The 25,857-nt window shown below is 34.6% G+C and carries 24 protein-coding genes; 6 read left to right on the top strand and 18 right to left on the bottom strand.

The features are described from left to right. Nucleotide 1 precedes the first annotated feature (1 nt). The 6 genes from IGL98_RS06605 to IGL98_RS06580 form a co-directional block, all read right to left on the bottom strand. Nucleotides 2–595 carry a thymidine kinase gene (locus IGL98_RS06605; protein ID WP_069645135.1) on the bottom strand — a complete coding sequence of 198 codons (594 nt, stop codon included), beginning with the start codon at nt 593–595 and terminating at the stop codon, nt 2–4. 237 nt (nt 596–832) lie between these two features. After that, nucleotides 833–1,117, bottom strand: coding sequence for a hypothetical protein (locus IGL98_RS06600; protein ID WP_206912179.1), 285 nt, complete (start codon nt 1,115–1,117; stop codon nt 833–835). Beyond that, complete coding sequence (locus tag IGL98_RS06595; RefSeq protein WP_206912181.1) at nt 1,110–1,481, bottom strand: hypothetical protein; 372 nt, start codon at nt 1,479–1,481, stop codon at nt 1,110–1,112. The genes IGL98_RS06600 and IGL98_RS06595 overlap by 8 nt, the downstream gene beginning before the upstream one ends. Nucleotides 1,482–1,487: 6 nt before the next feature. Next, nucleotides 1,488–2,741 (bottom strand): hypothetical protein, encoded by a 1,254-nt coding sequence (locus IGL98_RS06590; protein WP_206912183.1) that lies wholly within the window; start codon nt 2,739–2,741, stop codon nt 1,488–1,490. Continuing rightward, nucleotides 2,734–3,495, bottom strand: coding sequence for a tandem-type lipoprotein (locus IGL98_RS06585; protein WP_206912192.1), 762 nt, complete (start codon nt 3,493–3,495; stop codon nt 2,734–2,736). Before IGL98_RS06585 ends, IGL98_RS06590 begins: the two co-directional genes overlap by 8 nt. 298 nt (nt 3,496–3,793) lie before the next feature. Next, on the bottom strand, nt 3,794–5,311 hold the full coding sequence (locus IGL98_RS06580; protein ID WP_206845787.1) for a flavocytochrome c: 1,518 nt from the start codon (nt 5,309–5,311) through the stop codon (nt 3,794–3,796). 331 nt (nt 5,312–5,642) lie between these two features. On the opposite strand from IGL98_RS06580, the gene IGL98_RS06575 reads away from it, so the two are divergent. Next, nucleotides 5,643–7,043 carry a TrkH family potassium uptake protein gene (locus IGL98_RS06575; protein WP_206845789.1) on the top strand — a complete coding sequence of 467 codons (1,401 nt, stop codon included), beginning with the start codon at nt 5,643–5,645 and terminating at the stop codon, nt 7,041–7,043. Nucleotides 7,044–7,173: 130 nt separating this feature from the next. On the opposite strand, the gene IGL98_RS06570 is transcribed toward IGL98_RS06575, so the two are convergent. Beyond that, nucleotides 7,174–8,448, bottom strand: coding sequence for an NCS2 family permease (locus IGL98_RS06570; protein WP_206912194.1), 1,275 nt, complete (start codon nt 8,446–8,448; stop codon nt 7,174–7,176). A 626-nt stretch (nt 8,449–9,074) separates the two neighbouring features. Here IGL98_RS06570 and IGL98_RS06565 point away from each other — a divergent pair. Then, complete coding sequence (locus IGL98_RS06565; protein WP_206845803.1) at nt 9,075–10,412, top strand: Mur ligase family protein; 1,338 nt, start codon at nt 9,075–9,077, stop codon at nt 10,410–10,412. A 40-nt stretch (nt 10,413–10,452) separates the two neighbouring features. After that, on the top strand, nt 10,453–11,148 hold the full coding sequence (locus tag IGL98_RS06560) for a type 1 glutamine amidotransferase (RefSeq protein ID WP_206845806.1): 696 nt from the start codon (nt 10,453–10,455) through the stop codon (nt 11,146–11,148). A 49-nt stretch (nt 11,149–11,197) separates the two neighbouring features. Here the strand turns inward: IGL98_RS06560 and manA are convergent, their stop codons facing one another. From manA to IGL98_RS06535, 5 genes are all read right to left on the bottom strand, one after another. Continuing rightward, on the bottom strand, nt 11,198–12,172 hold the full coding sequence (gene manA, locus IGL98_RS06555; protein ID WP_206845809.1) for a mannose-6-phosphate isomerase, class I: 975 nt from the start codon (nt 12,170–12,172) through the stop codon (nt 11,198–11,200). Between the two features lie 42 nt (nt 12,173–12,214). Continuing rightward, on the bottom strand, nt 12,215–13,252 hold the full coding sequence (locus IGL98_RS06550; RefSeq protein WP_206845812.1) for a serine hydrolase domain-containing protein: 1,038 nt from the start codon (nt 13,250–13,252) through the stop codon (nt 12,215–12,217). Nucleotides 13,253–13,288: 36 nt separating this feature from the next. After that, nucleotides 13,289–14,116 (bottom strand): VOC family protein, encoded by an 828-nt coding sequence (locus IGL98_RS06545; RefSeq protein WP_206845823.1) that lies wholly within the window; start codon nt 14,114–14,116, stop codon nt 13,289–13,291. Between the two features lie 355 nt (nt 14,117–14,471). Further along, nucleotides 14,472–15,119 carry a TetR/AcrR family transcriptional regulator gene (locus tag IGL98_RS06540; RefSeq protein ID WP_206845826.1) on the bottom strand — a complete coding sequence of 216 codons (648 nt, stop codon included), beginning with the start codon at nt 15,117–15,119 and terminating at the stop codon, nt 14,472–14,474. A gap of 151 nt (nt 15,120–15,270) precedes the next feature. Next, nucleotides 15,271–15,858 carry a guanylate kinase gene (locus IGL98_RS06535; protein ID WP_206845829.1) on the bottom strand — a complete coding sequence of 196 codons (588 nt, stop codon included), beginning with the start codon at nt 15,856–15,858 and terminating at the stop codon, nt 15,271–15,273. A gap of 713 nt (nt 15,859–16,571) precedes the next feature. Between IGL98_RS06535 and IGL98_RS06530 the strand changes: the two genes are divergently transcribed. Then, nucleotides 16,572–17,480, top strand: a complete 909-nt coding sequence (locus IGL98_RS06530; protein ID WP_206912196.1) for a helix-turn-helix domain-containing protein — start codon at nt 16,572–16,574, stop codon at nt 17,478–17,480. 87 nt (nt 17,481–17,567) lie between these two features. Here the strand turns inward: IGL98_RS06530 and IGL98_RS06525 are convergent, their stop codons facing one another. The 3 genes from IGL98_RS06525 to licT all read right to left on the bottom strand — a co-directional run bounded on the left by IGL98_RS06525 (nt 17,568) and on the right by licT (nt 21,993). Next, nucleotides 17,568–19,016, bottom strand: coding sequence for a glycoside hydrolase family 1 protein (locus IGL98_RS06525; RefSeq protein ID WP_206845835.1), 1,449 nt, complete (start codon nt 19,014–19,016; stop codon nt 17,568–17,570). A gap of 68 nt (nt 19,017–19,084) precedes the next feature. Next, nucleotides 19,085–20,965: a beta-glucoside-specific PTS transporter subunit IIABC gene (locus tag IGL98_RS06520; protein ID WP_206845837.1), complete on the bottom strand. Its 1,881-nt coding sequence runs from the start codon at nt 20,963–20,965 to the stop codon at nt 19,085–19,087. 185 nt (nt 20,966–21,150) lie between these two features. Next, complete coding sequence (gene licT, locus IGL98_RS06515; protein WP_206912210.1) at nt 21,151–21,993, bottom strand: BglG family transcription antiterminator LicT; 843 nt, start codon at nt 21,991–21,993, stop codon at nt 21,151–21,153. 282 nt (nt 21,994–22,275) lie between these two features. Between licT and IGL98_RS06510 the strand changes: the two genes are divergently transcribed. After that, a complete protein-coding gene (locus IGL98_RS06510; protein WP_206845851.1) occupies nt 22,276–22,569 on the top strand; it encodes a rhodanese-like domain-containing protein in 294 nt (97 codons plus the stop codon). 139 nt (nt 22,570–22,708) lie between these two features. After that, the gene (locus IGL98_RS06505) at nt 22,709–23,329 is read left to right on the top strand and encodes an FMN-dependent NADH-azoreductase (RefSeq protein WP_206846499.1); all 621 of its coding nucleotides are present in this window, start codon (nt 22,709–22,711) and stop codon (nt 23,327–23,329) included. A 45-nt stretch (nt 23,330–23,374) separates the two neighbouring features. On the opposite strand, the gene IGL98_RS06500 is transcribed toward IGL98_RS06505, so the two are convergent. From IGL98_RS06500 to IGL98_RS06490, 3 genes are all read right to left on the bottom strand, one after another. Further along, nucleotides 23,375–24,541, bottom strand: a complete 1,167-nt coding sequence (locus tag IGL98_RS06500; protein ID WP_206912212.1) for an AI-2E family transporter — start codon at nt 24,539–24,541, stop codon at nt 23,375–23,377. Between the two features lie 4 nt (nt 24,542–24,545). Continuing rightward, nucleotides 24,546–24,908, bottom strand: coding sequence for a PTS glucitol/sorbitol transporter subunit IIA (locus IGL98_RS06495; protein WP_206846494.1), 363 nt, complete (start codon nt 24,906–24,908; stop codon nt 24,546–24,548). Between the two features lie 170 nt (nt 24,909–25,078). Beyond that, nucleotides 25,079–25,714, bottom strand: coding sequence for a 3D domain-containing protein (locus IGL98_RS06490; protein WP_206912220.1), 636 nt, complete (start codon nt 25,712–25,714; stop codon nt 25,079–25,081). Between the last annotated feature and the right edge of the window lie 143 nt (nt 25,715–25,857).

The raw sequence follows: 25,857 nt of genomic DNA, 5'->3' as shown, positions 1-25,857 counted from the left end.
GCTAATTATTTTTCACCTGTTCACCATCGATTGGTGGATGGAAATAGTGATTACGGCATACAGGATAATAGGCTTCATTACCGCCAATTTGAACTTGTGTTCCTTCATACACTGGCTGACCATCGATATAATGAAGATTCATCGTCGCTTTTTTGTGACAGAACCAGCAGATCGTTTTAAGTTCTTCTAGTTTATCTGCATATAGCATCAAGTATTTTGATCCTTCAAATAGTTCATTACGGAAATCATTCTTCAAACCAAATGCCATAACTGGAATATTTAATTCATCTACGACCCTAGCAAATTCGATCACATGTTGTTTTCCTAAGAATTGGGATTCGTCTACCAAGATACAATAAGGCTTATAATCAAGCTTTTGGATCAAATCATAGACATTGGTTTCCTTAAAAATTGGGATCGCTTCTCTTCTAAGGCCGATACGGCTTGAAACGACACCAACACCATCTCTAGTATCAAGTCCGCTTGTCATAATAACAACAGGTTTGTCTTGTTCTTCATAATTGTGCGCTACTTTTAATATTTCAATTGTTTTACCACTGTTCATTGCGCCATATTTAAAAAATAATTGTGCCATTCGTCCGTCGTCACCTCTCGTTTAGTTCCTCTCGTATTTTACTATAAAACCGAAGTTTTTTACAGTGGTAAATTTAAGGGTTATGTATTCAGGATTCTTTCTTACAGTAAAATGTCCATACCTACAGTCATACTTGCTTTTTTCTGAATAAGGATAGAAGTTTTGTAGTAGCCAATTCAGGTCTTTAATACCATCAATTTAGAAGTTACAAAAAAATGATGAACCTATAGACGTTCATCATTTTCCATCTTCTGTAATAGTTGTTAGTTTTTTTGACGTATTCTCAAATGTTGTTTTAGCTTTTGTTACCCATGCCCCTTTTGCAGAGGATTGAAAGTTTGAAATATAGTTTGCACTGCTACTTTTTAATCGTTCTACTCGAGCTTGTCCCATGCTTTTAACTAGTTCCTTTTTCGTTTCTGCCGTTTGAACGCAAGGTGGAGCAACCATTCCACGTATCAGAGCTTTTTCCAGCTCTTTTCGCAATCTCTTTAACTCCAGTTTCATTTTTTCACTACTCATTTTCTTTTTTTCTCTCCTTCTCTTTTAAAAGAGTAAGTTCATCTTCTATTAATCGGGTTTGTTTCTTATAATGAATCGTATTTTCTTCTTGTTTATTTTCTAATTCTTTCATTGCCCGATTAACAGCCCTATCCCCATCATCTTTACATTGTTCTAATAAATGATAAACTCTGCTCATATTTATTGGTTCACTATATTCAGCTTGCTGATAATGATATCGATAATTTTCTGAAAGATTTTCTAACTCACGAGCAAATTTTTGTTTTTCATAGAATGCTTCTTCTAACTCTTCTTCAATCTTTCTTTGGTTCTTTTCATAGTTGGATTCTAAATCTGCTAATTTATTTAAATATGTTCTCTCCATGAGAGTTTATCCTCCTATTTGTCTAGATAATTCTTGGTCTGTTTCTACTTGTTTGTTTATTGACGATTGGATTTGCTCAATTAATTCATGATATTCTTGTTGTATCGAAGATAATTCAGATATTTTTTGTTCATATTCTTCTTTTGGTTCTATTCGAACAATTGGCTCTGTTGCTCCACCAGCATTTAAAGAATCCACTACTTCTCCTTGATGTAATGTAGAGCCTATGGAATCAGCCGTTTTTACTGTGTTTGTCCATAACTTATCGGAATCTTTCTTTGCTTCACGATACATTTTTTTGATATCATCTATTTCAATTTGAAGAGTTTTACTCATTCCTTGTGTTAAAATCAGTGCTTCGGACGCATCCAAATAAATTTCTTCTGAAGCAGATAATCCTCCTCCACTTTTTAAAAGCTTTGCTCGCAACACATCTAATGCTTTTAATTTACTCCGAGTATCTGTTTGAACTCTTTGTTGAGCCACATAAATTTTATTTAAATCAGGTGTATGTTGACGAATAAAATCCTGTTCTTCCTTTGTTAAAAAACCAGTAATATCATGCTCTTTGCCATTTTTTATGATAATAATTTTCCCTGGATAGATACTTCCAGGAACTCCACCCGCAGCTTTATTTAACGGGTCATTTTCAGATACAAAATAAATGATATTTCCGCTATATCGTCCAAATAAATCAGATAATTCTTGTTGATTCGATTTCTTTAGATTTCCTAATAAATTCATTAGTGGAGCTGAATTATAAAGTATAATATTGGGGATATTGTGTACCATGCCCATAATAGTTCCATTTCTTCCACCTAAAGAGTGCCCCGTAACTGTATCAATGTCATAGCCATTTGCTTTTAAATCGTTCATAAACTTGTTACTAGCATCAAAATATGCCGAGTAAGGACCATCCCCTTTAAATGCTATATTGCCCCATTGGCCTATGTCTTTTGCGCTTTCTAATATACCGTTGTCAAGGTTAGTACCAGTGAAGCCAACTACAACTTTTCCTGTGTTGTTATCCAAAAATGCTACACCGCTTGAACTTGTTTTAGGGTCGTAGAATGCATCAACTAATTGAAGGTTAGAAGGGAATTTTTTATTTTCTTGCAATGCTTCTAGTTGCTTAATTATATCTCTATCTGATACACCATTTACCAATGCATTTTCAATTTCATAAGAGATTGTGGCTACAGCACTAGTTGATTCACTATCTTTTTTAATTCCTTTGTCTTTAAGTTCATATTTACTCAACTGTTAAGTCCTCCTCGGATAGAGGTTGAAAATCAATAAAATCAGAAAAATAAACACTTAATTTTTTATCAAACCTAATTTCCACTTGCTTATATCCTACGGAACTCCCATCTAGATTACCTGTACCTTTTAACAATAAAGTTGGCGGTATCTTTGTAGGGATATCATTCCTTTTTCTTAATTCATTTACATTTGAATCATCATTTGTTAGTTGATACTCTAATTCATACATAGGAACCTCTGGATTGTACATTTTTTTTAAATTCTTATATGAATCTAGTTTGTCAAATTTTCCATATTGAACAAAGAATTGGAATTTTTCTATTTTTCTCTGAAGTTCTTTGTCGGAAATTTCTGCTTTTGATTGAAACCCATTATCAGTATAAACTACTGGGTACTTTGTAGTTTTACTGCTTTTTCCAAAAGAATTGGGAGTAATAGAAACATAATAATAACCATTCATTTTCCGTGTATTCCTATTAATTCTTAGTCGCATACCTTCTGTAAATAAATCTCCTTCTTCAGTTTTACTCATTGAAAAATCAGAATTTAACACCCAAACCCCTTTATCATCTTTATCAAATTCATCATCTTTATAGCCTTCCATATCGTAGAAACTCTCCAGATTTGGCGTTGGATACAAAGCTAATACTTTATCAAAACTTTGTTCAATTTCTGCTTTATTTTTTGTTTCACATCCAGTTAGTCCACTCATTAGAATTAACCCTCCTATAAATAAATATAATTTTTTCAAAATATTTTCTCCTCCTAAACAGGATGAAATTTATTTACACCTTAATCAATATTTATTTTACCAAAAGTCGACTGTATTAGATAGTTATATATTACATTTCCGTTATTTAATTTAAAATAATGCTACTGATTTATGATAAAAAAGAGATAGTCTATTTTTTAACTTACTATATTTTCGACTAAAAGCAATATTTTTGAAAAATTGCTTTCTTAGTTTTTGATCATAGGTTCATTTAGACTACAAAAAGAAACCAATAGACAAACGCGGACGTTCAATCTATTGGTTTTCTTAAACTTACTTATTTTTGTGCTGAAGCAAAATTTGCTGCTTCGGTTCCTGATTGACGACCAAAGATGATGATATCCGCTACAGCATTTCCGCCGATACGGTTTGCACCATGTAATCCGCCCGTTACTTCACCAGCAGCATACAATCCTTTGATTGGTGCGCCATCTTCTTTCAACACTTCTGTTTTCGTATTGATTTTCACACCGCCCATTGTATGATGGATTCCTGGTGCGATTTTGATTGCGTAGTAAGGACCCGTTGATAAGTCATGATCCATACCTGTTGCACGATTAAATTGTGTATCTGATTTAGCTTGAACCTCTTTATTCCATTGCTCTACTGTTTCTTTTAATGCAGCTTCTGGCATATCGATTTTTTTAGCAAGTTCTTCAATCGTTGCCCCTTCTACGACAAAGCCTTGTTCATCGTAAAAATCAATGGCTTTGGCACGATCACGAACGCCTTGATCAAAGACTAAGTAAGCCGATTTTTCTGGTAATGCAGTAATAGCGGCAGAAACTTTATCACGAGTATCCATTTCATTAACAAAACGTGTACCTTCTTGTGATGCTAAAATTGCACCTTCACCACGAACAACTTCACCGATCAAGAATGATTTATCTTGTTGAACGGTTGGATGGATTTGGATTTCTTTCATATCCACTGTAGCACCGCCAAGTTTTTCGATCATCTTGATACCGTCACCTGTAGTTCCTTCTTGGTTTGTCGTGACGTAGTCTTTTAATTTTGGATCGTATTTCTCTAGCATTTCTTTATTCGCACCGAAACCACCTGTTGTAACGATTACAGCATTTGATTTGATTTCTTTAGTTTCTTTGTCATTTAATTTGACTTTGACGCCATTCACTTGACCGTCTTTTTCAGTAATTTCTGTCACATTTGCATTGACAAATAGCGGGATTTTTTCTTCTTTAACATTGCGGACAAGTCCATCTACTAGGTAGCCGCCGATTGCGGAACCATCAGCTGGACGGTGTGTACGTTTTTCACTCATTCCGCCAGTGATCGTTAAGTTACTAAGCTCGATTCCCTTCGTATCTAACCAGTCAATTGCATCGGCTGAATGATCTACGAAAAATCGTAATAATTCTTTGTCATTCGTTCCTTTGCCGCCTTTTAGGGTTTCTTCAAAGAATTTATCGTTACTATCCGTGATTCCTTCGGCTTTTTGATATTTGGTTTCAGATGCATTCATACCTGATGACGATTTGATCGTATTTCCACCGGCAACAGGCATTTTTTCTAAAATAGCTGGATTCATTCCGGCTTCTTTAGCTTGTAAGGCTGCGGTCATCCCAGCGCCCCCTGCACCGATGATTACGATATCATATTGATCTTCTAATTCACTTAAATCTGTATAGCCATTGGCTGATGCGCCAGAAGTAACTTCTGTGCTTTCTTTGGATTCCTTACTTTTCTTGCTTGTTTTGTCTTGATCACTAGTACAACCTACAGCAATTCCTGCAAATAGACTCAATGATAGTAAACTCATGATAACTTTTTTCATTTTTTCCCCACCTCAGTAATTTTTAACCATACAACTCCTAATTACTTAACGCAATTCTGTCTAATTTTTTATTGAATGTGAATATAATCACATTGGAAATAACAATAAGTTTTTCTTTTAAGATATTCATTCGTACATTTACGTTTATCCTTAAAAGAAATAAATAAAAGAATGTTACTCCTCTCACAATAAAATAGCATGTTCTGTTTGATTTGTGCTATATTCTCTCTTTTTTTAATCAATTTCTTATTTCTCCTAACAGATTTATTCTTTGTTTGCCCATCATTTATTTTCTGCTATACTTGTTTTAACGATATTCAGGAGGTCCATTATGAATCGATTTCGGCTTTTATGGCTGGCTCAACGCAAAGGAAGGCGTTTTATTTCCAATCATTTTTCATCTATTCAAATAATTGTTTCCTATTATATTATTATGACCATTGTTTCTTACTTGTTATTTTGTTTGCCATTTTTTAGGGAGGCAGGCTCTCATGTTGGTTTCATCGATATGCTCTTTATGGCGATCAGTACGGTAAGTGTTACAGGGTTGTCTACATTCGATATTAATTCTGTCTTTAATGATCGTGGCGTGATTTTGCTGGAAGTCCTCTTTCAGGTCGGTGGTTTAGGGATCATGATGATTTCCACCGCCTTCATTATTCTATCCAAACGTAGAATTTCTTTAAAGCAACGGCAATTGATCATGACCGATATGAATCAACCAAAATTGAGTGGTATTGTTCGTTTGATTCGGATTACATTTACGATCATTTTATGGTTTCAGGTGATTTTTGGTACATTTTTCTCCATTTATTTTTATTTTTCTGGCTATTATAAAACCTGGCCAAAAGCAATTTTCTTTGGTTTTTATCAATCGATTTCAGCTGTGACCAACTCTGGCTTTGATGTGACTGGGGATTCGATCATGCCATTTGCCAATGATTATATTTTTTTGATTGTAATCATGTTCTTGATTTTTGTCGGTGGGATCGGTTTTCCAGTATTGATGGAAGTTCGTGAGTGGTTGTTTTTTAAAAAGAAAAAACGTGGCTTGCCTTTCCGCTTTTCATTATTTAGCAAAATTGCAGTATTGGCCTTTGTAATTTTATTTGTTGGTGGAACGATTTTGATCTATTTATTGGAAAAAGATCATTTGTTTATAGGAATGGGGGAAATTCAGCGTTGGATTACCTCAATGTTTTATTCTATGACAACGCGGAATGCAGGTTTGCAGATCAACGATTTAGGTGATTTTCAGGTTACGACGCTGATTGTTTTTTCTTTATTGATGTTTATCGGTTGTAGTCCCAGCTCTGTTGGTGGTGGTATCAGGACCACGACTGTTGCGATCATTGGATTGTATTTGTACGCGTTTTTGAAAAGTGAAGATAAGATCAATGTGTTTGGACGTCGAATTGATGACGATGATGTAAAAAAATCGATTGTCGTCTTTATGCTCTCATTGATCATGTGCTTCTTTGCCGTCTTATTTTTAACTGCAACAGAGGATCACCCGCTGATCGCAATCATTGTTGAAGTGGCTTCTGCTTTTGGTACAACAGGGTTATCTCTGGGGATTACTTCTGATCTAACCACAGTTGGTAAGTTGATGATCGCACTTTTGATGTTTATTGGACGTATCGGTATGTTGTATACATTGATGTTGTTCGTGCCAAAAGAAACACGGGATATTGGTTATGAATATCCTTCTGAGAAAATTATTATTGGCTAAAAAGAGGTTCGGAGAAAAGTCATTTAGGCTTGAGTAAAAAACCGCACGATGCATAAAACGCATCGTGCGGTTTTTGGGAAATTTCCAAATAATATGACTTTTCACAACGTTAATTAAAATTACTTTTATATTAAATCAGTACATTAACGATCAAATAGATCAAAAACAAGCCTGAAATCAGCCACATCGGCAGTGAGAGCTCTGATTTTTTCCCAGCAACCCATTTCGTCAATGGATACGAGACAAACCCAAATGCCATCCCATCAGAGATATTCATCGTAAAAGGAATCAAAACGATCATTAGCATAGCAGGAAAATAGTCACTAAAATCATCAAAATGCAGAGTCTTGATCTGTTGGATCATTAAAAAACCAGTTATGATGATCGCTGGTGCTAATGCCGAATCAGGAATATAAGAAAGTAACGGTAAAGCTAATAACGCTAAAAAGAAACAAATACCGCTAGTAATCGATGTTATCCCAGTTTTTCCACCCTCTTCAATCCCGGTTGCACTTTCAGCAGCTGCTAAAGTTGGGCTTGTTCCAAAAATACTGGATAATAATGTAATAAAACCAGTTACACGATAAGCTCGCAAATATTTTTTTTCATCAGCTTCTGGCATCAACCCTTTAAGTAAGCCCATTGACTCAAATATCAAAATCATCGATAATGCAAAGACACCCAATAAAAAGCTTTTAGAAAAAAATGTACTAAAATCTAATTGTAAAAAGATTTGAGAATAGTTCCCTAACCCACTCAAAGAAAAATGTTCAGTTGGTGTCACCATACCAAAAATATTAGCAATAAGCGTCACAACAACGATACCAATAAAGAAGCTCCCTTGAACTCCTTTTACAAATAGAATCACAGTCAAAATCAATGAAAATAACGTTAACAAAGTCAGACTATTATCTAAAGATGCCAACTGCAAAAAAGTATGCTCTCCCCGTAAAATCAAGTGCCCCTTTTCTAAGCCAATCAACACAAGAAAAAAGCCGATCCCTACAGTAATCCCTGTTTTCAATGTTTCCGGAACAACCTCAGCAAACAATTTACTTAGCTTCGTAAAAGCGACTAGTAAATAAACAACACCTGCACAAAAACTAACAGCTAACGCCTGCTGCCAAGTTAAACCTAATGAAAGAACCAACGTATAAGTAAAAAATGAATTAACCCCCATCCCTGTGGTTAAAACAATTGGCGCATCCGCAACCAATCCGATCAAGATCGATCCAATAATCGAAATAAAGATCGTACCGAAAATCGTTAATTCCTTTGGCATTCCAGCTTCAGCTAAGATCACCGTATTCACCATAATGATATATGAAATGGCGAAAAATGAGGTTGTTCCTGCAAGAATTTCTCGTTTTATATCCTCTTTTTTAAGCTTTTTCCAATTAAACATGAAAATCCTCCTTATATTAAAAGCGAAATGGGCTCGTTTAGCTCTGACAAGAAAATAGGAAAAATTGACTGTGACGCTTTTTGTCATATTCCATTTTTATCTTTTTCTCGAAGAGCTAGCCCAAGCAGCTAGATAGATAAAAACGGAATGGGCTCATCCAGCTCTGACAAGAAAATAGGAAAAATTGACTGTGACGCTTTTTGTCATATTCAATTTTTATCTTTTTTCCGAAGAGCTAGCCCAAGCAGCTAGATAAATAAAAACTAAACAAACTCATCCATCTTTAACAGTAAATAATCAAATTTACTTAATAAAATTATTTTTTACTTAAATTACGACACTGTAAGAATACCACATTGGAAGCGCTTTTTGAAATTTCTGAAGACTTTTTTATTTTTCCCTCATAAAAAACTATTTGACTAATTTAAGTCATGGTTTGATTTCACTTGCTAATTTTTTTATAAATTTTATCGTTACGAATCTTTTTCATGGTACATCTATTGGTATAATCATAATATAGTAAGAAAGAGTAAAAGGAATTAATTTTTTTTTTCAATTGTGGTATTATAGATTGAGTTTATTGTTGAATGTAACAACAATAGTTGATATAAATTGGAGGGCACTTTATGGGAATCAGAAGTCATGTAGCAATAGCCGCTGGAAAAACTTCTCAATGGGTATTACAAACTTTCTTCAAAGGCGGCAGTAGCTACCCTGGAAAATTAGCATTAAAAATCGATCCAAAAATTTTGGATACCTTAGCTAAAGATTATGAAATCGTTGTTGTCACTGGTACGAATGGAAAAACGTTGACAACCGCTCTAACAGTGAATATTTTAAGACAAGAATTTGATCACGTACTGACCAATCCAACTGGTGCGAACATGGAGCAAGGGATCGTTTCAACCTTCTTATCTGCTAAAAATAAAGGGGCAAAAAAGAAATTTGCGGTTTTAGAAATCGATGAAGCGAGTTTGAGCCGTGTCACAAAATATATTGAACCAAAATTATTTTTATTTACCAATATTTTCCGAGATCAAATGGATCGCTACGGTGAAATTTATACAACATACAAACTAATTGTTGACGGTGCTGCTGCAGCGCCTAATGCACCGATTCTTTGCAATGGTGACTCACCGATTTTCAACTCAGTTGAAACGGTCAATCCAAGAAAATATTACGGCTTTAATCACAAACCAGATGAAGAACAAATGGCTCATTACAATACAGATGGTTTACTTTGTCCAAAATGTCACCATATTTTACATTATAAAATGATCACTTATGCTAATCTTGGAAAATATTATTGCCCAAACTGCGGGTTCCATCGTCCTGAGTTAGATGTTCAATTAACAGAAATGGTTGCGATGGACAATACTTCTGCCGAATTCGTGATCGATGGCGCACAATACAGCATTGCCGTTGGCGGTATGTATAATGTATATAATGCTTTAGCTGCGACCTCTGTTGCTGAACATTATGGTGTTTCTCCTGAAAAAATCAGAGCTGGACTAAGTTATGACGAAAAAGTCTTTGGGCGCCAAGAAACGATCAATATCGAAGGCAAATTATGCACCTTAATTTTAGTCAAAAACCCTGTTGGCTTAAATCAGGTCATTGATATGATGGCTCTTGCCCCTTACTCTTTCTCACTTGTGTCTTTATTAAACGCAAACTATGCGGATGGAATCGACGTTAGCTGGATCTGGGATGGAGATCATGAGGCTTTTGCTCAGATGGATATTCCACAAGTCATCGCTGGCGGTGACCGTCATAAGGATATGGCTTTACGTTTGAAAGTGGCGGGAATTTCTGAAGATAAATTAAAAGAAATCCCTAATCTAGATGATGTGATTACAGCAATCAAAGAATTGCCGACAGAACATGTTTATATTTTAGCCACATATACAGCTGTTTTACAGTTACGTAAATCACTCGCTGCACAAGGTTATATTAAGAGCTGACCTTTCAAAAAAAGATAAATTAGGAATGAGGTAACGAACAATGCCTAAAGAATTAGTTGTGTGTCATTTATATGGAAATTTATTGAACACCTATGGCGATAATGGTAATATACTGATGCTAAAATACCTTGCCGAAAAAATGAATGTGACGTTTCGGTCTGAAATCATCAGTATTTATGAACCATTTGACCCTAATAAATATGATTTAGTGTTTGTTGGCGGAGGTCAAGATTTTGAACAGCTGATTATTTCAGACGATATCCAAACAAAAAAAGATTCCTTGATTGAATATATTGAAAATGACGGTGTCATGCTGGCAATTTGTGGCGGTTATCAGTTATTAGGTCATTATTATATGGGCGCTAAAGGCGAAAAAATTCATGGTATCGGCGCGTTAGATCACTATACATTAAGTCAAGATAATAACCGTTATATCGGTGATATCGTGATCCATAATGAAGAATTTAATGAAACCTATTATGGATTTGAAAATCATAACGGCCGAACGTTTTTAGGCAAAAGCGAACGTCCTTTAGGCAATGTCGTCCAAGGAAAAGGCAATAATAGCGAAGACGGTTCTGAAGGCGTGATCTATAAAAATGTCTTTGGTTCTTATTTCCACGGACCAATTCTTGCTCGTAATGAAAATTTAGCGATTCGGTTGATCAAAACGGCTTTAGAAAAAAAATACAACGAACCTTTCAATGTACCTCAAAAAATGCAGACAGTTGAATAAACAAAAAAGTGTTAGGAAAAATTTCCTAACACTTTTTTATACTTAAAATTTATGCATCGATTCCTGGTTCGGAAGCGATAATCGTCAGATCACCTTCAACACGCCATTTTGCAATATCAGTTGGCAAAATAAAGCTTGTTCCTTTTGTCAGTTCATAGCTTTCAGACTTGATCGTATCTGCATCCTCAATAATCAAATGACCAACACCATCAATAACCGTCGCCAATGTATAAGGTGCATTTTTCTTTAAATTCAACACGCCTTTGACTTGCCATTCATATACATTGAAAAAAGGTGTTTTCAAATACGTGATAACGCTAGACTGTCCTTGGTTTTGTTGTTGGATCGATAGTTGTGCATCTTTTGCGGGAACTGTTGTAACATCCACTGATTGTTGAATATGCAGTTCTCTTGCATTTCCTTGATCATCTTTTCTGTCATAATCATACACACGATACGTAGTATCACTACTTTGTTGTGTTTCCAAAATCATGATTCCTTTACCGATTGCATGAATCGTTCCACTTGGTACATAGAAAAAGTCCCCTTTTTTAACAGGCACTTTCTTAAGTAAATCATCCCACCGCTCTTCTTTGATCATCGCCTCAAGCTCTTCTCGACTCTTAGCATTATGTCCATAAATGATTGTTGATCCTGGTTCAGCATCAATAATGTACCAACATTCTGTTTTCCCAAGTTCGCCTTCATGAGCCAAACCATACGTATCATCAGGATGTACTTGTACAGATAAATCATCTTCAGCATCTAAAATCTTAGTTAGTAAAGGAAAAACATCTCCTTTAGCATTACCAAATAATTCACGATGATTCGCCCAAAGCTCATCTAGCTTTTGTCCAGAAAATTCACCATTTTCTACTGTACTTACCCCATGAGGATGAGCGCTGATTGCCCAATCTTCCCCGATCTTATTACTTGGTAAATCAAAACCGAATACAGTGTGTAAACGATCTCCACCCCAAATTTTTTCTTGAAACACTGGTTTTAAAAATAAAGGTTGCTGCATAGTTTAGAGACTCCCTTCCATTTATACTCGTCAATTATACCACTAAAAAGAAAGCGATTCATCTTTGTTGGCTATTTTTTCTTTTAAATAAATGTCAATAAGCGCATCTCTTTTTTCGATATATTCCGCTCTCTTATCTACTGGATGAACACGATTGGAAAGAAAGACAAACCCTTCCTTTTCCTTAGGATCGATCAATAAAAAAGTTCCAGTATAGCCCGTATGAAATAAAATCGACCGCCCAGATATGTCCTCTTTTAAATCCCATCCTAAAGAACGATGTCCTTTTTGATCAGGTGTTTGATCGTCTAATAATGAGCGAATTGTATTTTTTTCTAATACTCGAGTTGTCTGATATTTTCCTTCATTCAAGTACATTGCTGTAAATTTTTTTAGATCGGTCAAATTAGTGAATAGTCCTGCATTACCAGCATGTTCAGCCAAAACAAACGCTTTTGGATCATGAGTTTGTCCTCGAATCAGTCCTCTGATAGGGTGGTTTTCAGTCGGTACAATTTCAGAAAAATCCTCAGGTAAAAAACTACTTTCTGTCATATTCATTGGTTGCAATACTCGCTCTTTAAAAATTTCGATGACATCTTTGCCCAGTAGTTCCTCTAGCATAAACCCAAGTAAAATCGTTCCAGTGTCTGTATAAGCGACCTTTTTACCTATATTTGTACCTGGTTGAACCTGATTATATGCTGCTATCAATTCATCTTTCGACAATGCATCTCGATTTTCAATATAACTTTGAATATCAGAAGTATGTGTCAAAAGATGGCGGATCGTTATTTTTTCATTTTCAAATGCTGGGTAGTATGTTTTGAACGGTGCATCGATGTTTATCACGCCTGTTTCCTTCAACTGTAAGACAACCGTTGTGGTACAAACAACCTTGGTCAAAGAGGCTACATCAAAAAGCAGCGAACGCTCTAACGGTTCAACTGTAGGCATGATTTGAGCATTTCCCCACGTATAGTCTTCAGATTCTCTCTCTGTAATGAAAGAAAAACTGGCTCCCGGAAAAATCCTCTCATCTATCAATTCTTTGATTTTTTGCTTCGTTTTTTTATACATGATTTATTTTCCTCATTGCTCTGTGCCCTATTTTTTTTAATTTCTAACGAACCACCATTCAATCTCACTAGGATCGTAAATCGTTAATTTTTTATCAACAAAAAATTCTTGTTTGTGGTCTTCTAAATGTTGCTTTAACTTTTTCATTTCTTCTTCGTGGTTTACCGTTAATACAAAAAAATCCAATCCCAAAGATTCCTCTGAACCGGCTATTTGCCTATCTTGTTCTATTGAATCACCTAAATGAATCCAAAAATTTCTATCGTGTAATGATAGTCTATCAGCTGTTTTACTTTCAGAAACCATTCCTAAAATATCTCGATAAAAAGTGTGATGTTTAGCGTTATCTTTTACGCCCAGTTTGAGTCGAACAAATCTCACCTTAGCTGAAAGGCTAGAATATAAAACGTTACTTCGATCTATCAAAGGTTGTACATCTAGGGTTTCAGCTTCATTTTTATATTGATTTGCTGAACCTTGATAACTAATTTCCAGTTTATTACCTTCTGGATCTTCTAGAAACACACTTTGTCGTTGTCCTTTTTGTACTGATTTACTAATAGGATAATTATGCGTTGTAATTCTTCTCAAAAGACTACCAAACTCTTCCTCCGTTGGAATCAACAAAGAAAAGCAGACAGATTTCTCAAAAGTTTTTTTTTGATCTTCTTCAGAAACTGTTTCTTCTAATATCAGTAATCGACTGTCTTTTTCTTGTGAACCGAATATAGACAGATTATTCTCTTCTAACTTTAAAATAAACCCCAACACATTCTTATAAAAGCTAACCATTTTTTCTACATCGTTTACACGAAGTGCAATCGTTTTCACATATACATCTTGCGATAATTGAAACTTTTCCATTCGTCTTCCCCCTCCGAATGTCTCCCACTATTTATTCTAAACATCTCTACTGATTTCAGCAAGCAAATGCTCTTTTCAAAAAAATGATAAATAGAATGAATTTTTGAGAAAAAAATTTCTTTCTCCTATACCAATCATGATATATAATTGCTTTTTTTCTCTTCTAATTAATCTATACCAATTCCAATTAAAAGTGCTTGAATAACAAATTTATGCTTTAATAGTTAAAAAAAAGAGGCTGAATATCAAATTCAGGCTTCTTTATCCTTAACTATTTGATCTATCTAGAGGTACTAATTGCAAGTATAATCCAAAATATAACGCCTCGCCTAATCCATCCTTTGTTTCCTTCTAACTATTTATAAACACCATTTTTTAGCCAATTTAGTTTGATTTGAAAATTACCAATAATTTTTTCAATATTATATTCAGAATTTTCTCCAAGTTGTCGATAGCCCTCTACAATCGAAGAAAAAACTGTATTCATAAGCATTTGCATCAACATTTTAAATTCTTGTTCATCATAAATATTCAATTTAGAGCGGTCTATCAGCTCAAAAATTTTATGACCATTACGCTTTTTCTGTCGTTTTTCGCCCTTGTTATCGTTTATTGAAAATTGAGGTGAAACTCGGTTGGTTGCTCGATAATCCATGTTCATAAAAAGGTTTTTATAAAAAGAAGCATTCTCTCCAGTTAATACTTCAAAAATCATTTTAGAAAAGTAAGATTCCATTCCAGCGAATAAATCACCATTTGCTTCTTGAATAGATTGTTCGATATTTTTTTTACTATCTTGTCTCAACAACTCAAAATAATAATAGTACAAATCTTCTTTATCTTCAAAATACTGATAAAAACTTCCTCTTGGTATCTCAGCCAGTTTTACGATATTAGCAATTGACGCTTCTTTCAATGGTGTTCTGGAAAATTCGATTGCTGCTGCTTCTAGCAATCTACTTTGTTTTTCTTCAGGTAGATGAAAAAAAGTTTTCTTTGGCATTTATTGCATCCCTTTCTTTACATGACAACACGTCATATGACACTTTGTCATTATAGCACCATGATCTGAAAAAGCAATAGGAGAAGAATAGAACTTTCCGTTTTTTTCAAAAAATGCACGCAACACAAAAAAGCTAGATAAGCAGATCCTGTTATCCTAGCTTGATTTTAACAGTCTCATTTACTGCTTGTTTTACATCTTTAACAACTTTTTCAAACGATTGGTCCGCATCAATTATATAGTAGTTAGGATAATTGACTACCATATTTTTATTCTGAATTTCTTGATCATATAATGCTCCACGTTGCGTTAGGATCTTTTCATCATCTTCTCTGATCTTTAATCTTGTTAATACATTTTTTTTAGATACATTTAAAAAAATCGGAATAACCATATTACCAAATTTTTTTTCGATTTCTTGAAACCCTTTGATCGTTAAAACATCATACGCATAATGATCTGCCGTTTTTTGAAGCAACTCAACAATTCCTACGCCATATTGGTTTCCATGATACATATCATGTTCTGCCAACGCTTCTGTATTTAGCAGGTATTCAAATCGTTCTTTTGTTTCAAAGTAATAATCTAGACCGTCTTCTTCTTCTTTTCGGATTGGTCGTGTTGTGTGAGAAATCACTTTGTATTCTGATGGAAAAACAGCTTCTGCTACCTTAGTTTTTCCTGAACCACTAGGACCGATAATAACAAAGAATGGATGCTTTAGTTCTTTCCTTTTCATTGGTCATTCCTCCTGATAGATTGACTATACAACAACCAAATGATGACTTCAATAAAAAAGAAATAGATGAGTCTGTGACATAACTCTACCCGTCACATCCCAGACTCAAGGAATCCAAATAAACGGTGGGAGCAAAAGTAACTTCTACGCTTCGATCAGATCAAATTCTAAGTGCTGAAGCACTTAGAATTGAAGGCTTCGAAAATAAACACTTCTGTCCCAACCTCGCTTATTGAATCTATTGTTTTAGCTTGTTTTCAAAAACCTTTATTTTCATCTTATAGAAAATAAAATTTAAAAAAGTTAAATATAACTTTCAATTTGTTTATTATGTGATATAATTACATAAATGGTATTTTTTTTAAAATACTGTTCATGCATCTTCTAACAGCACTAAACTTCCCCAAGCTTTGACGTGTTAGAAGATGCATTTGTTTTTTATGGTATGACAACAAAAGCATACGAACTAAATAGTACTGCAGCAACACCTAAAGTCATTTTTCATTCCTCCAATCATTTAAAATAAGTAAAAGTTATTCTTTCAATAAGTAACTTCTACCATTTCATACTAACAAATGGTTTGACGGAAATAAACAACAATTTGACAATCTTGCATAAAAAACAAAAAAAAGGAGCTTTTTTTTTAATAATCGAATTTTATATAGAAATTCTTGTTTTTTTTTTCATACGTGCAATTTTTAGGAGTGAATCATATGAACATAGGCGAAACATTACGTTTTTTTAGAAAAAAATTACATCTTACACAGAAAGAAATGTTAGATAATCATTTAGACCCTTCCTCTTATTCTAGAATTGAACATGGGAAGCAAATCATTCGAATTGACATGTTAGCAGAAGTCTTAAAGAAATTATCTCTTTCTCCTGAAGAATTTTTTTCGCGTGTTTCTTTAGACGCCGAACAAAAAAAGTTTAGAGAACTATTTTATTATTGCGCTGAACATTTAGATAATCAAACTACCAAACAAAAACTGATTGATTATTATCTTAAATTAGCCAAATTCCAGCATAATTTAAAAGAATTTTCGAATTATATTGTTATCAAGGTTTATTTTTCGCAATTTTGGAAAGAAATTGATTCGATCACAGATGAAGAAGTTCAAGAGATTTTTGATTATCTACTTAAGAAAGACTATTACCAACAATATGATTACCTAATCCTTGCAAATACAATTAGATTTTTTAGTACGAAACAACAAGACTTAGTACTTTTTCGAGCACTTCCGATTGTTGACGAATCTCTACGGGATCCGTTGACCATAAACTTTGCATATAATATGCTTACAAATTTAATTTCTTCTAGAATTCATGATAAGGACTACGATGGTGCAAAAAAATATTTAGCCATTGCTAAAAAGCAAGACAAAGCAGGAAAGAACTATAATTTTCGGATGACACTCCAATACTTAAATAATCTACTTGAATATTTAGTAACAGGAGAGCATCAATACATGGAGTATATTTATGATTTTATCAAATTACTTGAAAATATTGGAGATATTCAGCAAGCTGATACCTTAAAAAAAGAGGTAACATATTTGACTCATAGTAACTTCGCTTCGATTGGTAAAAATGATTTTCCAAATGGATTGTTTAAATGCTAAGTTCCATTTGTTGACTCCCCCAATTACAATCATCATTATAAAATAGAGCTGTAGCTTAGAATAAACCTCTAAGCTACAGCTCTTATTTTATTTCAAATCTCGTCCATTTGTTTCAATCACTTGTTTATACCAATTAAAAGATTTTTTCTCATAACGATCCATCGTACCTTCACCGTTATCATCTAAATCCACATAGATAAATCCATAACGTTTACTCATTTCACCTGTTGAAGCACTTACTAAATCAATACAGCCCCACGGTGTGTAACCCATTAAATCAACGCCATCTTTAATTGCATCTGACATGGCTTCAATGTGACGACGTAAATAATCAATTCGGTAGTCATCTTCTACATAAAAGTTTTCATCCACTTGATCGATTGCACCTAAGCCGTTTTCAACAATAAATAAAGGCTTTTGGTAACGATCATATAATTCGTTCAAAGCAATTCTCAACCCTTCAGGATCGATCTGCCAGCCCCATTCACTCGCTTCCAAGAATGGATTGCGCACACCACCTAATAAGTTTCCAACTACTGTGTCATCTTCTTCCGCTGTTTCATTGACTGCTGAAGACATGTAATAACTAAAGCCAATATAATCTACTAAATATTTTTTCATTAATTCTAAATCATCGGCTCCAATTTCTAACTCAGAGACACCATATTTATCAAACATGCGTTGTTGATAAGCAGGATACTCACCACGAACTTGAGCATCTGTACAATAGAAATTAAATTCTTGATTTTGAGCTAATGTCGCCATTTGATTAACTGGATTTGCATCAATACTGTAAGTTGTAGCATAGATGATCATACAGCCAATTTGCATATCTGGATTGATTTCATGACCGATTTTCACTGCTTTTGCACTCGCCACAAATTGATTATGCCACGCTTGGAAAATATTTTGATAGTCACCTGCGCCTGTTGCTTTGACCATTCCTTGGCTTAACGCGGGGAAATGGAATGCTGAATTGATTTCGTTGAACGTCATCCAATAGTTTACTTTTTTACCATAACGAGTCAACACAACTGTTGCATAGTTTTCAAAGAAATCGATCATTTTACGATTTTTCCAGCCGCCGTATTCTTTTGCTAAATGTAAAGGCATTTCATAGTGAGAAATCGTGATCACAGGTTCGATGCCATGCTTCAAACATTCATCGATCACTTGATCATAGAATTTTAAGCCCGCTTCATTTGGCATTGTTTCATCACCCTTAGGGAAAATTCTAGCCCAAGCAATTGAGAATCGATAACATTTAAAACCCATTTTTGCAAATAACGCAATATCTTCTTTAAAACGGTGGTAATGATCAATCCCGCGATGGTTTGGATAAATAAATTTATCTTCATCAATTTCCCAATTGAACGTATCACTACCTAAAATCTGAAAACGTTGTTTGCCGCCAGGCATTGCATCTGCAACTGATAATCCTTTACCATCTGAGCGATAAGCTCCTTCTAATTGGTTGGCTGCAGTTGCACCACCCCATAAAAATCCATCTGGAAATACTGTTGTTTTGTTTGACATACGATTTTCCTCCTAAATTTAAAAGTATAGTGGAGCCGTTCTTTCTCGAATCATCAAAAACATTTAATTTAACGTACAATTGCCAAGAAATCCTCACCATGTAAAACATCTACTTGGTCCATATCTAATACATCCAAGTAATCACCGCTATTTGTAACAACAACTGGTGTCACAACCGGATGTCCAGCTGCTTTGATCTTTTCAATATCAAATTTAACTAATAAATCGCCCTGTTTGACTTTATCACCTTGTTTTACTAATATTTCGAATCCGTCACCATCCATCTCAACAGTATCCATTCCAATGTGCATCAAAACTTCTGCGCCATCTTCTGTTGTGATTCCAACCGCATGCCCTGTTGGAAATAGTGTTGTGATTTCGCCGTTAGCAGGAGCGTAAAGTTCGCCTACGGTTGGTTCGATCGCAATCCCTTTACCTAATGCACCAGATGAAAATACTTGGTCTTCAACTTTATCCAAAGGAATGATTGTACCTGTTATTGGACTAGTTAAAACAATTTTATCATTTTTATTACCATTATTCGCTTCTGTGTTATTTTCTTTTGATGTTTCGCTACCAGCTTCTGGTTTATCATCAAATTTTAAAATAAATGTTAATACAAAGGCAATCACAAAAGCAATCACAGTTCCGATCACAGCTGCAACTAGACCAGAAGTATCTTTCGTATCTTGAGGGATAAACCCTGGTAAACTCAATAAACTGATCAAACCAAAGACATAGTTTTGAACATGACTGAAACCAATAAACGCACCACCAACTGCACCACCGATACAAGCTGCAATAAATGGTTTTTTAAGCGGTAATGTCACACCATAAACAGTTGGTTCTGTAATCCCAAAGATTGAAGTGATCGTTGAAGATAACGCCAATCCTTTTAGTTTTACATTCTTTGTCATAAAGAAGACTGCTAAAGCCGCGCCACCTTGTGATAATACAGCTGGTAAAAGCATTGGTGCCATTGTATCCACTCCACCACCTGCTGCTGAAAGATTTAATAGCATGATTGGAACGAAGCCCCAATGCATACCGAACATAACAAACACTTGCCATAAACCACCCATAACTGCACCGGCAATAATTGGACTGAAACCATAAATACCATCATATCCTTTACCTAACAAATCACCTAAAATCGTTCCGATCGGGCCAATTGCAATAAATGTAACTGGTGCCATTACAAGAAAAACAGCTAAAGGAACACAAATGATTTGTAAGAAAGAAGGAATTATTTTCTTAAAGAAACGTTCAACATAGCTTTGAACATAAACTGCTAAAATAATTGGAATAACAGAAGATGTATACGCACTTGCCCCAATAATCACTGGAAGTCCAGCAAAACTTAACGTTTGTCCGGCCATTGCAGTAATGCTTGGATGAACGAGTGCCATTGCTAAACAGACCGCTAAAAATTCATTCGTTTTAAATTTCTTCGCAGCAGTAAAGGCTAGAAGAATCGGTAGGAATGTGAAAATTCCATCAGCTATTGCAAAAAGAACAACATAAACGCCGGATTCAGCAGTCAACCAATTTAATGTAACGGCTAGTGTTAAGAAGCCTTTTAAGACCCCAGCTCCAGCCATCGCACCTAAGAAAGGCGTGAATATTGAAGAAATAATATCGATCAATTGATTAAAAATATTGCCTTTAGGTCCTTCATCTTTTTCAGAATCATCGTCACCTAAACCACTATGTGCCATCAATTCTTTATAAACATCACTTACATGACTGCCGATTACGACTTGATATTGGCCGCCACTTCTAACTACTTGAATCACATCTGGATCTTGATTTAATTTTTCAGTTTCCGCTTTTTCCTCATCTTTTAATTTGAAACGTAGACGAGTCGCACAGTGGACAACGCTATTAACATTTTCTTCTCCACCGACTAGTGTTAAGACGCGCTCAGCGATTTCTTGATTTTTACTCATTTTATATGCCCCTTTTCCTTAATTTTTTATATAAAAAAACCTAAACTGAAAAAACAATGATCTACTATACTTACAAAAAACATAATTATAGATGAATCTCTTGTTTTTTCAATCTAGGTTTTGCCTGCTAAACAGTAACAATCCGCTTCGATTGAAAGTTGAATTTTTAATGGATATTATAAACACTACATTTTTTTCTCTCCAGCTACCCGCTGAATATGAATAGTCAAATAAATTTGTTCTGCTTTGTCGATCGGTTTTTGATATTTTTTGACTAAATAATCATTGATTCTTTGTACTGATTGAAACGCTTTAGGATACTTGCTTTGAATCAACTCATAAAGAAAGTCATCTTCTTCATCGTGTGCTTCGTTTTGCAAATAACGTTGGGCAAAATACTGTAAGTGCGTCACGATTCTTTGATAGTTCAATGAATCTTCATCAAATGGTTTACCGAAATAACGGCTGATGATCGTTAAGATATCTCGTACCATTTCAGTAGCAGACATCGTCACTTCAATGTTTCCATTCGCCTGTTCGCTGTTTACAATGTGAAATGCAATAAAGCCTGCTTCACTTTCTGAAAAATCAATGTTCAGCTTTTCCTTGATCAACGCTACGCCTTTTCTAGCGATAGCATATTCTTTAGGGTAAAACTTTTTTGTTTCAAACATCAAGGGGTTCGGCATCTCAATACCTTCTTTTGCTCTCATGATTGCGTAATGCACATGATCAGTCAAGGTTAAGTAGATATTAGATGAAAGTTCGATTCCTAGATCATCTTCAGCCATATCCACAATTCTTTTAACGATCTCTACTTCTTCTAACGGAATATCCGCAAACAATTGTTGGAACTGTCCTGAAGTGATAGAATCTTTTAAAACAAATTCTTTTTCAATAAAAGTTGGATCGATCAAATCACCGATTTTCTTTTGAAAGGCTAGCCCTCGGCCCATACAGACGATTTCTTCACCTGACTCATTTTTTGTCATGACGACATTGTTATTTAAAATTTTTTCGATATACATGATGAACCTCACTTTTACAAATACAAATGAAAAAAACCTAGAATCCACCCAAATAAATCACTATGGAAGATTCAGGTTTTGCCTGCCGAACAGTAACAATCCTTATTACATGGATATCATAACATCTTTCTAATTCATTTGCAACCCTTTTCAAAAGCAATCTTGAATGAAATTTTTGGACAACTATTAAGAAATGTCAAAGGATGATTGCAAACCTTTTTCAAAAGAGTTAAAATCTATTCCATAGTTTTAAAAAATATATATTTTCAAAGGATGAGTTACATGTTCGAAACAATTTCTACTCCTGATTTTGAAACACTTTACACTACAAATGACCTTAATGTCATTGATATTCGTGAAACGGAAAGTTTTTTACAAGGACACTTAGCACACTCTATGTCACTGCCTGCAACTGTTTTACCAAATATGTTAAAACAGCTAAATAAAGAAAAAACCTATCATATCATTAGTTACAGTGGACGCCGTTCTGAAATTATTGCGTCGTTCATGGCTTCGAAAGGCTTTCATGCTGTACATGTGATTGGCGGCATGCAACAAATCTCAAAAGCTTCTTAATAGAAAAAAACAGGTATTTAACTGCTGAATACTTGTTTTTTTCTATAATTTAAGTAAAAACTTGATTTTCTTACTTTTTATTAGTAGAATAGTTTTTGTTTATAAATAATCATACTTAGGTATTCAAAGGAGACTTTACATGTCAAAATTACTTGTTGTCAAAGCACACCCACTTACTAAAGAAGAATCTCGTTCTGTGCGTGCGTTAGAAACCTTTTTAGAAAGTTATCAAGCTCAAAATCCATCTGATGAGATCGATGTACTTGATGTCTATGCTGATTTCGTTCCTGAAATCGATGAAGAGTTACTTTCTGGTTGGGGTGCATTACGCACTGGTACTGAATTTACCGCTTTAAATGAAAGCCAACAAACAAAAGTTGCTCGCTTCAACGAGTTAACGGATCAATTCCTAGGCGCTGACAAAGTAGTTATTGCCAATGCTTTATGGAATTTAAATGTTCCGACTCGTTTAAAAGCATGGGTTGATACGATCAACGTTGCTGGAAAAACATTTAAATACACTGAAGAAGGTCCTAAACCTTTGACTAACGGTAAAAAAGCCTTGCACATTCAATCAAATGGCGGTTTTTATGAAGGACAAGATTTTGCTTCTCAATATGTAAAAGGGATTTTGAACTTCATTGGTGTTGCTGAAGTCGATCAATTATTTATCGAAGGGATCGATCATCACCCAGAAAAAGCTGAAGAATTGTTAAGTGCAGCAATGGATCAAGCAACAACTTTAGGTAAAACATTTTAAGAATAAAAAAGCCGAAATGAACAAATTTGTTCATTTCGGCTTTTTTCATTCGAATTTTTTTAATTCTTCTTCTTCATGATACAAACTTGAAACATCTTTATACCATTCAAATATATGCGTAATTATAACCTTAGCTGCGGCGTAAACTGGTATTCCCAAAATAACTCCTACCACACCGAATAACTTTCCAGACGTCAACAGCACAACTAGAATCGTTACTGGATGGATGTCTAACTGACTTCCCAACACTAGCGGTGAAATCACACGCCCTTCGATTGTCTGTTCGATAACAAAAACGACTAACACTTTAGCTAATAAAACTGGTCCACCCACAATCCCTAAAAATACAGCTGGTACCATAGCTAGAAATGAGCCTAGATAGGGAATCAAATTAAGGAAACCAGCTGTGATTCCTAAAGTAACTGCATAATCCAATCTAATAAATGAAAAACCAAGAATAAACATTACAGCAACCGCAAAAGCCACTGTCAATTGACCACGTATATAAGAAGAAACTTGTGAATTAACTTCTCCTAACACTTTTAATGTAGGTTTTCGCATTTTATTAGGTAAAAACTTCATCAAATAAGGTGCTAATTGCTTTCCGTCTTTTAAAAGGTAAAACAAAATAAATGGCATTGTGATGATTGCCACTACAACTGTCGCAACAGCTCCAACAAAACTTCCTAAGCCTTGAACTGTAAACGTAGAAATATTACGAATAATATCTCCTAATGAACTGATCAATTTATCGCCCATATCCTCTAACTGACTGCGAAATTGTGCAAAGAAAGGATCACTCAAAATCTCCTGCATCTTTTTATCGAGTGTATCGATATATTGGGGAAAATGATTTCCAAAACTAACGGTCTGTTCTTGAATTTTTGGAACGATCACTACAAGACCCCAAATGATCAAGGCCACTACAATAATAAATAGTCCGATGATACTCCAAATACGAGGTACGTTCTTTTTTTCCAGATAATCAACGACTGGATTCATTAAATAATACAAAATCCCAGCCATGATCAGCGGTAAACCAACAACACCGATAAACTGCCAAACTGGTTTAAATAGATACGAAACTTTCGTAAATACTAATAAAATTAGTAAAATTAATAACACAATCAATAATGTGGTTACAACTTGATTATTTAAAAACCAACGCCAAAACCAGGAAAATCGTTTCTCTTTATTTTTTTCTTGTTCCATTCACTCACACTCCAAAAGACATATATTCTATTGTTGATCCAACCTTGATTGTTGGAAAGGCACTAGGAGTAAGGTATAACCCATTAACAATTGCATCTTCTTTCGGCACATCAGTAAAAACCAAAGTCACATGAGCAATGCTGTTTAAGTTATCATTAGCAAAAGGTCCAACATAATCGATAGTATATTCTTGTTCATCGATCTTTAATAGGTCCCCTTTTTTTACTTCTAAAGATTGATTTTCTTGAAATTTTTGAATCACAGAATATTCCTTTAAACCCTCTGTGGTGCTTTCACCAAAAAGTATGATCATCGGTTCTTTTTCATCTAATGCCCGAACACCAATTTCAGTAACTACAGCTTTCATATACTTATCGCTCCTTCTTCCATTAATCAATCTTTATTATAACATATAACTTTTTTTCTTATTCGATAATTCGGACTTTGTGAGCTATAAAAAAAAGATGAACAAGAATTCAAACATCCTGTTCACCTTTTAATCTATTATCGCAAAACTCTTTTAAATACGTTCCTGGCTCATGATAAAATCGTTACGGAAACTTGTCTTCTCCCCCAATTGATACATTGAGCTACATCTGAAAAATGAAGATCGATAATATTTCCCTTAATGGCACCACCGGTATCACTGGCAATGGCATCTCCATACCCTTCGACATACAATTTCGTGCCTACTGGAATCACATTTGGATCAACTGCAATAGCCATTGGATCCACACGTAAATCCTGTCCCATAGCAGTTAGATTCCCTCCGCCGATAAATCCTTCATTACAAGAATAGGCAGTGGCTTCCATCATCATCGTTTTTCCCTCAGGCTTAGTACTTTCAATTTTTTCTTTTTCAAGTTGGGCTTGTTTTTTTTCAGCTTCCATCTTTTGTTTTGCAGCTTGCTCTTTTTTTTGAGTCTCAGCCTTTTCTTTTTCGGTTTTTTCTTTATTTAAAATATTGTTTTTTACTTGTTGAAAGGCTTTGCTTTCTGTCATTGAATAGATCATTGAGCTTGATAAGTTTTGTGCTGTTTGTTCTGACACAACTGTGTAACTGCTTAAACTCTTAATTTCGCTATTTTTATTTTCTGCTGCATAAACAGGAATCACTGATCCAGTAACAAAACAGGAAATGATAAATAAAATTGGCAACCATCTTTTTTTCATTAAATAGGTTCCTCCCTCAAATTAGTACGAGAGCTATCATAGCATGTGGTGAATCCTCAATGGTTACTATTTAATTAAGGCTAAGTTACAGTCTGCCAGAAAGCGTTTTATAGATTGTTACATGGGAAATATTTTCATTTTTT

The sequence above is a fragment of the Enterococcus sp. DIV0840 genome (assembly GCF_050527835.1).
Classification (GTDB): Bacteria; Bacillota; Bacilli; order Lactobacillales; family Enterococcaceae; genus Enterococcus_L; species Enterococcus_L ureasiticus.
Note: the sequence above shows the minus strand (reverse complement) of the source record. Positions and strands in the feature narration are given on the sequence as shown.

Bases quoted from the DNA above. Each gene is read 5' to 3' on its own strand.
- IGL98_RS06575 (WP_206845789.1), top strand. From the start codon at position 5,643: ATGAATCGATTTCGGCTTTTATGGCTGGCTCAACGCAAAGGAAGGCGT.
- IGL98_RS06490 (WP_206912220.1), bottom strand. From the start codon at position 25,714: ATGAAAAAAAGATGGTTGCCAATTTTATTTATCATTTCCTGTTTTGTT.
- IGL98_RS06560 (WP_206845806.1), top strand. From the start codon at position 10,453: ATGCCTAAAGAATTAGTTGTGTGTCATTTATATGGAAATTTATTGAAC.
- IGL98_RS06545 (WP_206845823.1), bottom strand. From the start codon at position 14,116: ATGGAAAAGTTTCAATTATCGCAAGATGTATATGTGAAAACGATTGCA.
- IGL98_RS06495 (WP_206846494.1), bottom strand. From the start codon at position 24,908: ATGAAAGCTGTAGTTACTGAAATTGGTGTTCGGGCATTAGATGAAAAA.
- IGL98_RS06500 (WP_206912212.1), bottom strand. From the start codon at position 24,541: ATGGAACAAGAAAAAAATAAAGAGAAACGATTTTCCTGGTTTTGGCGT.
- IGL98_RS06565 (WP_206845803.1), top strand. From the start codon at position 9,075: ATGGGAATCAGAAGTCATGTAGCAATAGCCGCTGGAAAAACTTCTCAA.
- IGL98_RS06580 (WP_206845787.1), bottom strand. From the start codon at position 5,311: ATGAAAAAAGTTATCATGAGTTTACTATCATTGAGTCTATTTGCAGGA.
- IGL98_RS06535 (WP_206845829.1), bottom strand. From the start codon at position 15,858: ATGAAAAGGAAAGAACTAAAGCATCCATTCTTTGTTATTATCGGTCCT.
- IGL98_RS06520 (WP_206845837.1), bottom strand. From the start codon at position 20,965: ATGAGTAAAAATCAAGAAATCGCTGAGCGCGTCTTAACACTAGTCGGT.
- IGL98_RS06525 (WP_206845835.1), bottom strand. From the start codon at position 19,016: ATGTCAAACAAAACAACAGTATTTCCAGATGGATTTTTATGGGGTGGT.
- IGL98_RS06605 (WP_069645135.1), bottom strand. From the start codon at position 595: ATGGCACAATTATTTTTTAAATATGGCGCAATGAACAGTGGTAAAACA.
- IGL98_RS06570 (WP_206912194.1), bottom strand. From the start codon at position 8,448: ATGTTTAATTGGAAAAAGCTTAAAAAAGAGGATATAAAACGAGAAATT.
- IGL98_RS06510 (WP_206845851.1), top strand. From the start codon at position 22,276: ATGTTCGAAACAATTTCTACTCCTGATTTTGAAACACTTTACACTACA.
- IGL98_RS06600 (WP_206912179.1), bottom strand. From the start codon at position 1,117: ATGAGTAGTGAAAAAATGAAACTGGAGTTAAAGAGATTGCGAAAAGAG.
- manA (WP_206845809.1), bottom strand. From the start codon at position 12,172: ATGCAGCAACCTTTATTTTTAAAACCAGTGTTTCAAGAAAAAATTTGG.
- IGL98_RS06540 (WP_206845826.1), bottom strand. From the start codon at position 15,119: ATGCCAAAGAAAACTTTTTTTCATCTACCTGAAGAAAAACAAAGTAGA.
- IGL98_RS06550 (WP_206845812.1), bottom strand. From the start codon at position 13,252: ATGTATAAAAAAACGAAGCAAAAAATCAAAGAATTGATAGATGAGAGG.
- IGL98_RS06530 (WP_206912196.1), top strand. From the start codon at position 16,572: ATGAACATAGGCGAAACATTACGTTTTTTTAGAAAAAAATTACATCTT.
- licT (WP_206912210.1), bottom strand. From the start codon at position 21,993: ATGTATATCGAAAAAATTTTAAATAACAATGTCGTCATGACAAAAAAT.
- IGL98_RS06595 (WP_206912181.1), bottom strand. From the start codon at position 1,481: ATGGAGAGAACATATTTAAATAAATTAGCAGATTTAGAATCCAACTAT.
- IGL98_RS06505 (WP_206846499.1), top strand. From the start codon at position 22,709: ATGTCAAAATTACTTGTTGTCAAAGCACACCCACTTACTAAAGAAGAA.